The organism is Nitratidesulfovibrio oxamicus (assembly GCF_015731765.1).
In the GTDB taxonomy this organism is placed as follows: domain Bacteria; phylum Desulfobacterota; class Desulfovibrionia; order Desulfovibrionales; family Desulfovibrionaceae; genus Cupidesulfovibrio; species Cupidesulfovibrio oxamicus.
Genome location: NZ_VRYY01000805.1, coordinates 1 through 10,839, shown reverse-complemented (window position 1 = coordinate 10,839; position 10,839 = coordinate 1). Strand labels below are relative to the sequence as shown.

11 protein-coding genes, 1 tRNA gene and 1 pseudogene are annotated in these 10,839 nt (G+C 65.1%); 4 read left to right on the top strand and 9 right to left on the bottom strand.

Going from position 1 to position 10,839, the window contains the following annotated elements:
* The 8 genes from FVW20_RS18760 to FVW20_RS18730 form a co-directional block, all read right to left on the bottom strand.
* Positions 1 to 456: Hpt domain-containing protein (locus FVW20_RS18760; RefSeq protein WP_196610754.1), on the bottom strand; the 456-nt coding region annotated here is incomplete at its 3' end.
* Positions 457 to 615: 159 nt separating this feature from the next.
* Positions 616 to 984 carry a response regulator gene (locus FVW20_RS18755; RefSeq protein WP_196610753.1) on the bottom strand — a complete coding sequence of 123 codons (369 nt, stop codon included), beginning with the start codon at positions 982 to 984 and terminating at the stop codon, positions 616 to 618.
* Between the two features lie 10 nt (positions 985 to 994).
* Complete coding sequence (locus FVW20_RS18750; protein WP_196610752.1) at positions 995 to 1,681, bottom strand: chemotaxis protein CheW; 687 nt, start codon at positions 1,679 to 1,681, stop codon at positions 995 to 997.
* Positions 1,678 to 2,451 (bottom strand): ParA family protein, encoded by a 774-nt coding sequence (locus FVW20_RS18745; protein WP_196610751.1) that lies wholly within the window; start codon positions 2,449 to 2,451, stop codon positions 1,678 to 1,680. Before FVW20_RS18745 ends, FVW20_RS18750 begins: the two co-directional genes overlap by 4 nt.
* Positions 2,436 to 2,561 (bottom strand): hypothetical protein, encoded by a 126-nt coding sequence (locus tag FVW20_RS20025; protein WP_269145851.1) that lies wholly within the window; start codon positions 2,559 to 2,561, stop codon positions 2,436 to 2,438. Before FVW20_RS20025 ends, FVW20_RS18745 begins: the two co-directional genes overlap by 16 nt.
* A 25-nt stretch (positions 2,562 to 2,586) precedes the next feature.
* A complete protein-coding gene (locus tag FVW20_RS18740) occupies positions 2,587 to 3,465 on the bottom strand; it encodes a CheR family methyltransferase (protein ID WP_196610750.1) in 879 nt (292 codons plus the stop codon).
* The gene (locus FVW20_RS18735) at positions 3,465 to 5,390 is read right to left on the bottom strand and encodes a HEAT repeat domain-containing protein (RefSeq protein WP_196610749.1); all 1,926 of its coding nucleotides are present in this window, start codon (positions 5,388 to 5,390) and stop codon (positions 3,465 to 3,467) included. Before FVW20_RS18735 ends, FVW20_RS18740 begins: the two co-directional genes overlap by 1 nt.
* A 166-nt stretch (positions 5,391 to 5,556) precedes the next feature.
* Complete coding sequence (locus FVW20_RS18730) at positions 5,557 to 6,678, bottom strand: protein-glutamate methylesterase/protein-glutamine glutaminase (protein ID WP_196610748.1); 1,122 nt, start codon at positions 6,676 to 6,678, stop codon at positions 5,557 to 5,559.
* Between the two features lie 420 nt (positions 6,679 to 7,098).
* Between FVW20_RS18730 and FVW20_RS18725 the strand changes: the two genes are divergently transcribed.
* Positions 7,099 to 7,176: transfer RNA gene (locus FVW20_RS18725), tRNA-Pro, on the top strand.
* 424 nt (positions 7,177 to 7,600) lie between these two features.
* On the opposite strand, the gene FVW20_RS18720 is transcribed toward FVW20_RS18725, so the two are convergent.
* Entirely contained in the window at positions 7,601 to 8,074 is a 474-nt protein-coding gene (locus tag FVW20_RS18720; RefSeq protein ID WP_196610747.1) for a phage virion morphogenesis protein, read from the bottom strand.
* Between the two features lie 556 nt (positions 8,075 to 8,630).
* Between FVW20_RS18720 and FVW20_RS18715 the strand changes: the two genes are divergently transcribed.
* The 3 genes and pseudogenes from FVW20_RS18715 to FVW20_RS18705 form a co-directional block, all read left to right on the top strand.
* Entirely contained in the window at positions 8,631 to 9,404 is a 774-nt protein-coding gene (locus FVW20_RS18715; RefSeq protein WP_231039260.1) for a C40 family peptidase, read from the top strand.
* 247 nt (positions 9,405 to 9,651) lie between these two features.
* Complete coding sequence (locus FVW20_RS18710) at positions 9,652 to 10,194, top strand: GNAT family N-acetyltransferase (RefSeq protein ID WP_196610745.1); 543 nt, start codon at positions 9,652 to 9,654, stop codon at positions 10,192 to 10,194.
* Between the two features lie 381 nt (positions 10,195 to 10,575).
* A pseudogene (locus FVW20_RS18705) lies at positions 10,576 to 10,839 on the top strand (PQQ-dependent sugar dehydrogenase); the annotation flags it as partial.

The window sequence follows — 10,839 nt, the reverse complement described above, 5'->3', positions numbered from 1 at the left end:
CGCCGGAGCAGGGACAGGCGCGGGCGCTGCGGGCGCGGGACGCGGGGCCGCGGGCGGAGCGCCGCCTGCCATGATGGCGTCGATGGTGGCGATGATGGATTCCGTTTCCACATCGCCCTCCCCGCCGGTGGTATCAAGGTTGTCCACCATCTGGCGCAACGCGTCCGTTGCGGAGAGGATGACGTCCATGATCTCGGAGGTGACGGTCATGTCTCCCTTGCGCAACTCGTCCATGATGTTCTCGGCACGGTGCGCAAGGCCGTTGATCCGGTTCAGCCCCAGAAAGCCGGATGCCCCCTTCAGCGAATGCATGGGGCGGAATATCTCGTTCAGCAGCGCGAGATTGTCCGGCGCCTTCTCGAGTTCGAGCAGGTTGGGCTCGATGGTCTCGAGGTGCTCTTTGGCTTCGACGATGAAATCGGCGAATATTTCCGGATCCATGAAATCCTGACTCATACCCTCACCTCAGGTAGGCCGGGGCGTGGCCGTGCTCGATAGCCGGTAAGCCGACCGGCGCGGCAGCATGGCCGCATCCGCCGGTTTCTCCGGGCCCCCAGAAAACCTTGGCGCGGCGCATTGCCGCGCATTCAGACCCTCTACATTGCATCGTATCGGTCAACCGAGCAGCATCTTTATGTTCTTGACCATCTTTTCCGGCTGGGCAGGCTTGACCATGTACAGATTGGCGCCAAGGCTCATGCCCATCTGGATGTCCTTTTCCTGCCCTTCGGTGGACAGCACCACGATGGGCAGGTCGCGGTAGGCATCCTGCTCGCGCACCGTCTTGATGAAGGTGAACCCGTCCATGCGCGGCATGTTCACGTCGGAAATGATCAGATCGACGTTTTCGGAGGAGTACAGTTTCTCCAGACCGTCGAGCCCGTCCTCTGCCGTGGTAACCTTGAAGCCTTCCTTTTTCATTATGAAGGCAACCAGGTTGCGAACGGTCTTGGAGTCGTCCACGATCAATATATGCTTGCTCATGAGTGCCTCCTCAGCGTTTCAGAACACAGTCGAGAATCTTGTCCACCGAAACGATGCTTATCAGGCGCTCTCCGGCCTTGAGCAGGCCGGACACGAAGTCGACGCTGATACCGAGATGCGATTCGATGGCCCAGTCGATATCCTGTTGCGGCACCCGGTACATGGTATGCACGCGCTCGATCATCATGCCCATCTGCAGGCCCCGCCTGCGGCAGACAATAATGAACTTGTCTTCACTGCCGGCGGCATCGCCGCCATCATGCACGCCCAGCAATTCGCGCAGCCGCACCAGCGGCGTGACGCGCCCGCGCAGGTTGACGATGCCCGCCACGAACGACGGGGCAGCGGGCAGGCGCGTGGGCGCCGCGTACTTGATCACTTCCTGCACGGCCTCTGTAGGCACGGCAAATTCCTGGGCACCCAGGAAAAAACCCACCATCTGCAAGACCGGTTCGTTGCGCAGGCGGGCGTCCAGCGATTCCGACTCGTCTTCGAGCCCGGCACCCCCGGCGACACCCGTCGCGCCCGCACGGGCGGGATCGATGCCGATGCGCCGCAGGAGGTCGCCTTCCTCCACGCCCAGATACTTCTGCATGAAGGCCCGTTCGGCGGCGGTGAACTCTCCCCCGCCGCCCGTGGCCGCTTCCGAGCCGAAATCGTGCTGCCGGAAGTACTCCTCGGGTGAACGTTGGGTCATGATTGCAGCATCTCTTCGGCCAGCGCGTCGTAGGCACGCGCCCCCCGGCTGTCGGGGTCGAGATCGTAGATAACCCGGCCCTGCGCGCTGGCCTCGCGAAAGCGGGTATCCATGCCGACCACCGTGTTGAACATCTTCGGCCCCATCTTCTGCGCCAGCAGTTCGAGCACCCTGTTGCACGCCCTGGCCCGCCGGTCGAACATGGTGGCCAGGGCCCGGTACCGTATGGGCTGCGGCAGCACCTTGTTGAGCACCCGAATGGTGTCGAACAACAATTTCAGGCCGTGCAGCGCCAGAAAATCCGTCTGGATGGGAATGACAAGCAAATCGCAGGCCACCAGCGCGTTCACCAGCAGGATGCCCACATGCGGCGGGCAGTCGATGATGATGAAGTCGTAGTCCTCGCGCACATGCGCGATGGCCTGTTGCAGTATTGCTCCCTTGCCCTTGCGGCCTTTCAGGTCCACATCCAGCTCGGCAAGCTGGATGCTTGCCGGGGCCACATCCCAGGCCTGGCCTTCGTTGCGGCGCACCAGGCGCTTCCACAGGCCGGGCCAGGCCGCCTCGTCAACCATGAACAGGTCGTACATGGTCACGTCCAGGTCCTCCGGATAAAACCGGAGGTGCACCGAGGCGTTGGCGTGCGGATCCAGATCCATGATCAGCACGCGCTTGCCCCGGCGCGCAAGCGCCGCGCCAAGCGTCAGGGTGGAGGTGGTCTTGCCCACGCCCCCCTTCTGGTTGGCGATGGCCACTACCCGCGCGCCCATTGACCGTCCTTTGCGTCCATGCCGTCCATGTCAACCGTGTCGTCCATGCACACCGGGGGCGTTCCGGCCATGCCCGCCGCGCTGGGCATGGATTGGTTGCGTTCCGTCACGTTGCCGTCTCCCTTGCCGCCGCCGTCACTCCAGCTTGCGGTAGATGATGGCGCCGGTGTGGTGTTCCGGCTTGAAGGCGCGGGTGATGTTGTGCAGCGATTCCGAATGCCCGATGAGCAGAAAACCGCCCTGCAACAGGTTGTCGTAGAACGAGCCGATGACCTGTTTCTTCATCTCGTCGTCGAAGTAGATGATCACGTTGCGGCAGAACACGATGTGCGATCGCTCCACCCGCTTCAGCCCCATGCGGTCGCTGAGGTTGATCTGCCCGAAGTTCACCATCTGCTTCAGCTTGGGGTCCACCTTGAACTGGGTGCCTTCCTTGATGAAGTAGCGGTCGATGATTTCCTTGGGGGTGGTGCGCAGGGCGTAGTCGGAATAGACGCCCCGCCGGGCCGAGGCAAGCACAGCCTCTGACAGGTCGTTGGCGGTGATCTTGATGTCCCAGCTGGCAAGCTCGGTCTTCAGCACCTCGTGCAGGATGATGGCCATGGTGTACGGCTCTTCACCCGTGGAGCACCCCGCCGACCAGATGCGCAGCCGCTTCTGCCCCTTGGCGCGCAGTTCGTTCAGGGTGGTCTTCAGCACGTGTTCCTGAAATATCTGCAACTGCGGGGGGTTTCTGTAGAAGCTGGTTTCGTTGGTGGTCACCACCTCGAACAGCCGGTTGAGCTCGGTGCGCTTGTTGGCATCGTAGCGCAGAAAGTAATAGTACTCGCCGAAGCTCTTGAGGTTCAGTTCCTTGAGGCGGTTCGACAGGCGGTTTTCCACCAGATACTTGCGGTTTTCCGCAATGTAGATGCCGCATTGCTGGTAGATGAAGTCGCGCAGTTGCACGAACTCCTCGTCGGAGATCTTCTGTTCCTTGCGCAGCGTGATGGAGTTGGAAAACAGCGAGGACATCAGTCATCCACTCCTTGTTCTTCGTGGATGCGGGCAGCCGCCGCCTCGGCGGCCTGCTGGACTTCGGGGTCATCCGATTCCATCAGGTGCAGCAACGCCCGAAACGCGACGTTGCCCCCTATGGCGCCCAGCGCCTCCACCACCTTCAGCAGCACCAGATGCCCGGCGTTTTCGGTCAGGGCCACCAGTTGCGGCACGGCATCGGCGTCTTTCAGCGAACCCAGCGCCTCGATGGCCCGCACCCGCACCCAGTCGTCCGGGTCGTCCAGCGCCTGGAGCAGGTAAGGAAAGACGTTGCCTTCGCCGCAGTTGCCCAGCAGTTCTATGAGGGCCAGGCGCACCTCGCGGTTTTCGTCATGCAGCCGGGGCACCACCAGTTCCAGCCGGCTGCTGGTGAAGGGGCACACGTTGGCCACCGCCTCCAGCGCCACCTTGCGCACGTCGGGCACTTCGTCTTCCAGCGCCTCGGTGAGTTCGGCAAGGTTCTCGTCCACGTCAAAGCGGCCCATGGCGTACACGGCCATCATGCGGTGCAGCGGGTCGGGGCTGCGGAACGATTCGCGGAAGCGGGCGTTCATGGCCGGGTTGTTCAGGGCGATGCACGCGTCCAGTGCGGCTTCCTTCACGTCGTCGTAGGGGTGTTCCAGCAGGGCCAGCATGCGGTCGCCCGCTTCCACCGCCTTGGCCCGGCGGCCCAGGTAGTGCAGCGTCGCCTTCAGGACATGGGCGTCGTTGTGGCGGTCCAGCACGTCGATGAAGAAGTCGCGGTCGCTGGGGTCGCACCGTTCGGCCAGCACCGTGGACATGGCCCGCTGCGCATCGCGCGGTTTGTCCCAGAACACCCCGCGCAACACATCGATGCCGTGGCGGCTGGGCATGCCCCGAATGGCCTCGACGAGAATGAGCAGGGTGTGTTCGTCATCGCCGCGCACGTGGCGGTCCACCGCGCTGTTGAAGCCGATGTCGGCCAGGCTCTGCACGCAGGCCACCAGCCGTTCATGGTCGCGGTCGGGGTCCAGCACCACGGCAACCTTCAGCACCGCCTCCGTCGCCTCTGCCCCGCCGATGCTGGCAAGGCCGCGCATGGCGGCGTTCTGCACGTCCTCGTCCTCGTCGTCCATGGCGGCAAGCAGGTAGTCGCGCAGGCGCAACCTGTCCTTTTCGCCCAGCAGGGACAGCGACTTGCCGCCCAGTACGTTGACGATGGCCTTGGCGATCTTGTTGCGCAGCGGCCCGGGCGACTTGTCCAGCCGTTTGAGCAGCAGCGGCACGGCCTTGATGTTGCCCATCTCGCCCAGGGCATCCACTATCATGGACGCCACCAGGTCCGAGGCCGAGTCCAGCGCCTTGACCAGCGCATTGACCGACGATTCGGCCCGTATCTTGGTCAGCGCCTCGATGACCGAGAACTGCACCCATTCCTCGTCCATCATGGCCTTGTTCAGGCAGTCCGCCGCCTCGGAGAAGGCCAGGGTGCCCAGGCTGACGGCGGCCTGGTAGCGCACGTTGACCTCCGGGTCGCGCAGCAGCGCCTCGCACAGCGAAGGCACCGCGAGGATGCTTCCCGAGGTGCCGAGGATGTCGGACGCGAAAATGCGCATGTCGGGGTCGTCGTCATGCAGCAGCTGCTTCAGCGAATCGAAGTCGTCGGCCCCGATCTCGCGCAGCACGTCCATGGATATGTTGCGGATGGGCGCATCGTCCGACCGCAACAGGGGCAGCACCCCGCGCACGGCGGCAACCCCGCCGATCTTGCGCAGGGCCCGGTCTGCCGCTTCCTGCACCCCGATGTTGTGGCTTTGAATGCGCGCCACCAGATGCGGTACGGCGCTTTCCAGCCGAAGGTTCCCGGCGGCATAGGCCGCCTCGCGGATTGCCTCGACGTCGTCGCCCTGGAGTTGCTCGATGATCTGCTGTTCGGACATACTCCCGTCCTTCCGTGAAATGGCTGGCCTTATTGGCTGACCCGGCGCCGCCCTGCGGCCTTTCCGTCCTGTTCCGGCACCCGGCGCACCCGGCATTGTCCGGTGGCGTTCGGGCCGTACCCAACGGACATCCTGCGACACTGCGCCCGCGCGGTGCCCTGCCCGGCTACTTGTACAGCCCCGCCATTATGGCAGAGGCCATGTCATCTATGTCTATGATTTCATCGGCCAGACCCGCATCCACGATGGCCTTGGGCATGCCGTAGACCACGCAGGTGGCGTCGCTCTGCGCCAACGCCCTTCCGCCCTTCTGTTTCAGCACGCGCACGCCTTCAAGGCCGTCGCTGCCCATGCCGGTAAGGATGACCCCCAGGGTGCGGCGGCCCATGGCCTGCGCCACCGACTCGATGAGCACGTTGGCCGAAGGCTTGTACAGCGCGTCCGCCGGTTCGGGGGTAACCACCACCTCTACCATGCTGATCTTCTGGTCCACCCGCAAGTGCTTGCCGCCGGGCGCGATGTACGCGGTGCCGGGGCGCAGGCGTTCTCCGTTTTCCGCCTCCTTCACCGTGATGTTGCACACGCCGTCCAGCCGCTTGGCGAAAGGCCCGGTGAACGCGGCGGGCATGTGCTGGGCGATGAGGATGCTGGCGGGAAAATCCGCCGGAAACCGCGACAGCACCTTCTGCACGGCGGGCGGCCCGCCGGTGGAAACGCCGATGGCCACGATGTCGCGTACCGGACGCCCCGCGCGCGGGGTAAGCACCGGGCGCGAACCTTCGCCGCCGGATGCCCCGCCCCCGGTTCCCCCGGCCCCCGGGGAAGAAGAGGTGAAAGCGCCCCCGTCGCCCACGGGGCGGGGGGCGCGCAACGAACGGGGAGTGCGCAGGAACTTGCGGCGCGAAATTTCCTTCACCTTCTCGCGCAGTTCATCCTCTATGCGCACGATATCGAGCGAAACCTTGGACAACTGCTTGGGAATGAAGTCCACGGCGCCCAGCTCCAGGGCCTTCAGGGTGGATTCCGCCCCTTCGGTGGTCAGCGAACTGACCATCAGCACCGGGCGCGGCATTTCCATCATGATGCGGCGCAGCGCGGTCAACCCGTCCATGCGCGGCATTTCGATGTCCAGGGTCACCACGTCGGGGTTGTGCTTGCGCACCAGTTCAAGCCCTTCCTCACCGTCGCGGCCCACGGCCACCACGCTGATTTCGGGGTCTTTTTCGAGCATGCTGGAAAGCGCCTTGCGCATGAAGGCGGAATCATCGACAACGACAACCGTGATCACTCGAGTCTCCTAAAGAACGTCCGGGCGTCGGGTTCCTCCCTCTGCCGGAACGAGTGTTCCGGCCCCGGAACTCGCGTGCGATGTGCAGTGGCTCTCCGTACCGTGGGCCAGGCTGGCAGGCGATGCCCGGCGTACCATCCGAAAGAACATGCTCCGGGCGAAAAGGCCGGGAACGACATGGTCCGTGACGACAGGCCGGGGGCGGCAAAAGCGGGGCGACGCGACCGGGTCAACGCGTTGCGGAATGACTCGGCCCAGGATGCCCCGTGCGGGACGATGCGCCCGCGCAGCGTGCCTCTGAACCGCAAAGCCGCCTGTAAACTTGGCCGTATGTACAATAGGTGAACGCACTCTTTTTGACAACCGTCCATAAAAACGCTTGCCATTCCCATCCACTCGCGCTAAACACCTCTTCCTCGACGGGATGTGGCTCAGCTTGGCTAGAGCGCAGCGTTCGGGACGCTGAGGCCGGAGGTTCGAATCCTCTCATCCCGACCAGAATGGTCGAAGGGCTTGTGGTTACCGCCACAAGCCCTTTTTCCGTCGTGCACTGGCCTGTGGGCAGGATTGACAGGGCAGGCGGTTGCACGCGCGCGCCGTTTGACACGACGGCGACGCCTGCATCAAGACACCGCGCTGCCAGCGCGCCCTTGGCCATGGAGGCGGGGCGACCATCGGGCGCGGCAAGGCTGCCGTCCGGCAGAAGCTGGACGTTCAGCCCGCCGGGTAGGCCCGGAAGGCTGGACGCACCGCCGCCCGCGGAAAGGGGCACGGTATAGTAGCCTGCTTTCACCCGCATCGCGTTCCCCCTCCAACGGTTGGACACGGCAGCCGGGCGACTGCCCACACGGCTCATAGGGGCGTTAGCATACCGTTAGCCACAATAAAATAGCCCTATTCTCCAAACACCCCTCCGTTCCTTTTACGCCCCCACCAGCGCCCTTCTCGCCCCCCGAATTTCCTCCTCGTCCTCCGGCCCCACGCCCAGAAACCGCCGGGCCGGGATGTCGCCCCACGGGATGGGGCCGCCGCGCCTGGTGGTGCCGAACGCGCCTTTCTTCGCGCCGAATTGGTGGGTGGGGGCATAGGGCACGTTGGTGCCCACGGTGGCGTGGTCCGGGCCGTAGTCCGTGTGCAGGCTGCCCGCAAGCTGGCCGCGCACCTGAAGGATGGGGCCATCATGCCCGGCCCTGGCGCGGCGGCCAATGGTGACCGGCGACAGCGGGTGCCATGCGTTGCCGGTGACAGGGTCGCGCTGCCCGGCAAAGGCCCGCTCCGGCGCGTCGGCCAGCACGCCCGCCAGTTGCCGGGTTACGGGCGTCATGTCCCGGCCCGGTTCCGCAAGGCGGGTAAGCCCGTGTTCCAGGCCGTCGAAGTTGATCTCTGTTTCGATCATGGCTAGTCTCCTCGGCACAAGACGGGCGCGACACGGTGATATTCTGCCTGCCGTAGCACGGGCCATGGCCCGGAGCGCCTTGTGGGGTTTCCGCTTTTGCGGGTGGCAGGCCCCACCGCCCCTTGTATCCGCCCGGTGCGACCTAATGGTCCGCGCCGGGCTGTTTCCTTTCCGTCTTCCGCAACTGGCCCACGATGCGCGCCCGCTGGGCGTCGTCGCGGCTCAAGCGCCAGAAGCTGACCAGATACATATTGTCGCCACCCGCACGCCCGCCACCAACGCTTCCCACTGTTTTTATTCAACAATTCTCCAGCATACAGCCAGCATCTTGCGCCCCCAGTCACGAGCGGGTTGCCAAAACGTCGTTTTCTTGGCACCAAGGAAACGTCGGCATGAGACACACGTGTCACGCAGCCGCGCATTTGTACCTGACCTGATCCTGTTCCAAAGAACGCCGGTTGGCCGCAGGCCCCAGCAATGCAGGGCATGCCGCCGCGCACGGCGCATTCGCCTCCCCAGCCACCAACACCGCCAACACCCCGAAGCCGCCATGCACATGACGACAAAACACGGACTGTCGCCGCTCTTCAGCGCCTGCGCCCGCCTTTTGCCGCTACTGCTCGCCCTGACCCTGGCCGGTCCCGCCTGTGTCCGCCAGCCTTCGCAGCCCGGCCAGGCCGACAGGATCGCGCAGGGCGCGGACCAGCCCGCCGCAACGGCAGAATCCCCCGCCAACGAGGGAGCCGGGGCATCCTGCGAGATCATGTCCCGGTACGAGGCGTCCGCCCATGCCGACGGCTCCGATTCCGGGTTTTCCGAGGACGAGGAAGACGGCGACGACACCATGGCCGACGGCGTTCTCAGCGACATTGCCGAACTGGATGACGCCCTGGCAGCCATGGATGAATCCGGCGACCATCACCCCAAGGCCGAAGAAGCCGACGACGACATGAGCGCCATCGACGCCCGCATGCGCCTGGTCAACGTGGCCATGTCCAAGCTGGGCACCCGTTATCGCCGGGGTGGTTCGGGCGAAACCGGGTTCGACTGTTCCGGCTTTACCGGCTGGGTGTACGAGAACGTGGGCGTGGATCTGCCGCGCACCTCGCAGTCGCAGTTCCTGGAAGGGCGCACCATCCGCCGCGAACAGCTGCAAACCGGCGATCTGGTGTTCTTCAAGCGCAACAAGAAGCGCCGCATCCACCACGTGGGTATCTATCTGGAGGACGGCAAGTTCATCCACAGCAGTTCATCCGACGGCGTCGTCATCTCCAAGCTGAACGCCAAGCCATGGTGCAACCAGTGGGCCGGGGCCAAGCGCGTGTTCTAGGAGCGCCGCCTTTCAATCCGCATCCATACGCGCCGGGCCTGCCCGGCGCGTTCGTTTTGGTGCGGCAGCATCACCTGCCCCCCCCGCTGTCCCCCCCCCCACCGACTCCCCCCGATTCTTTCCGCCGATTCGCGCCCGCGCGCATCCGCAACCGTCCTGCCTTCATCCTGCTGTTGCGGGCCGGGCCGCGCTCTGATACGCCGAAACCGCGCGGCATCCGCCGCCCGCAACCAAAACCACCCTCCCCATGCACCCGACACACGCAAGCTGCGTAACCCACCTGACCGTAGAACCCGTTGCCGATCCGGAAATCCATCCCTACACCATCGACGCACTGCACAACGGGCGCGTGGTGGGGCGACTTCGGGGTTTTGTCCTTGAATACCATAACCTTGAAGGCGTGGCCGCGCTGGCCGGGCTGAACCACGACGACCTGTGCGAGGCCGTGGATGCCGTGCGCTTCGCCATGGCCGCCACCCACGACGCGCCCATTTCGTACGTTGATGTGCTGCTGGTGGCCCCTGCCTACCGGGGTTACGGCCTGGCCCGCCAGATGCTGGAGCGTTCATGGCTGCATGCCGACTGCGGCGCGTCGCTGCTGCGCCCGTGCCCCTTGCAGTTCTGCCTGGACTGGCTGCGCCCGGAGGACCTGGCCCTCATCGGCCCGCAGTGCATCGGGGTGGATCCCAAGCGGTCGCTGGTCAGTCTGACCAAGTTCTATCAGCGCATCGGCTACACGGGCCTGCCGGGCACCGACTTCTGGTGGCGCCCCCTGCCGCTGCAACGCTGACACGCCCCGCACCGCCCCTTCACCACCCGGCCCGCACCCACCCTGTTCCTGCCCCGTCCTCGCCCTTGCCAGGCCACGGCGTGCACGACAGGACGCCACAGGTCACGGCTGCCCGCTTCTGCCGCCCTGCGTCGTGGCCCGCCATGGACAAAAGGGGCGGTTTAGGCACGGCCTTCACTTGCCATTTCCACGCGGCCCTGCAACAGTGACGAAATCGACAGGTTTCCCGTGCCGGGCCACTCTTTTTGGCGCTTCACCGCCGGATTCCCCGCCAAGCACGCCCACGCACCGCGCCTGTCGCCCCTACCCCACCGCAACATATGGCACTGCGTGGCAGCAACAGGCCGCAGCAAAGCCCCGGCAAGACAGCAGGGAGGCCGCATGCGCACCGTGATCGTTCCACCATGCGTCCCTTCCGACAGCCCCCCGGACCGGCGTACCGCCTTCATCCGAGTTGCCCGACCGGCCCGATGCATCGGCGCAATGCCCATTGCCCGGTTCCGGATGATCGCGCTGCTGTGGCTGGCCCTGCTGGCGCTGCCGGTTCACGCCGCCGCCGTTTCCGTGCCTCCCCAGCCGGATGCCCCTCTTGCCGCCCCGCGCGCCGTGGTGGCCCTTTCCGTGGCGCCACCGGCCCCTGCCGCG

Bases quoted from the DNA above. Each gene is read 5' to 3' on its own strand.
- FVW20_RS18715 (WP_231039260.1), top strand. From the start codon at position 8,631: ATGACGACAAAACACGGACTGTCGCCGCTCTTCAGCGCCTGCGCCCGC.
- FVW20_RS18750 (WP_196610752.1), bottom strand. From the start codon at position 1,681: ATGACCCAACGTTCACCCGAGGAGTACTTCCGGCAGCACGATTTCGGC.
- FVW20_RS18740 (WP_196610750.1), bottom strand. From the start codon at position 3,465: ATGTCCTCGCTGTTTTCCAACTCCATCACGCTGCGCAAGGAACAGAAG.
- FVW20_RS18710 (WP_196610745.1), top strand. From the start codon at position 9,652: ATGCACCCGACACACGCAAGCTGCGTAACCCACCTGACCGTAGAACCC.
- FVW20_RS18735 (WP_196610749.1), bottom strand. From the start codon at position 5,390: ATGTCCGAACAGCAGATCATCGAGCAACTCCAGGGCGACGACGTCGAG.
- FVW20_RS18755 (WP_196610753.1), bottom strand. From the start codon at position 984: ATGAGCAAGCATATATTGATCGTGGACGACTCCAAGACCGTTCGCAAC.
- FVW20_RS18720 (WP_196610747.1), bottom strand. From the start codon at position 8,074: ATGATCGAAACAGAGATCAACTTCGACGGCCTGGAACACGGGCTTACC.
- FVW20_RS18745 (WP_196610751.1), bottom strand. From the start codon at position 2,451: ATGGGCGCGCGGGTAGTGGCCATCGCCAACCAGAAGGGGGGCGTGGGC.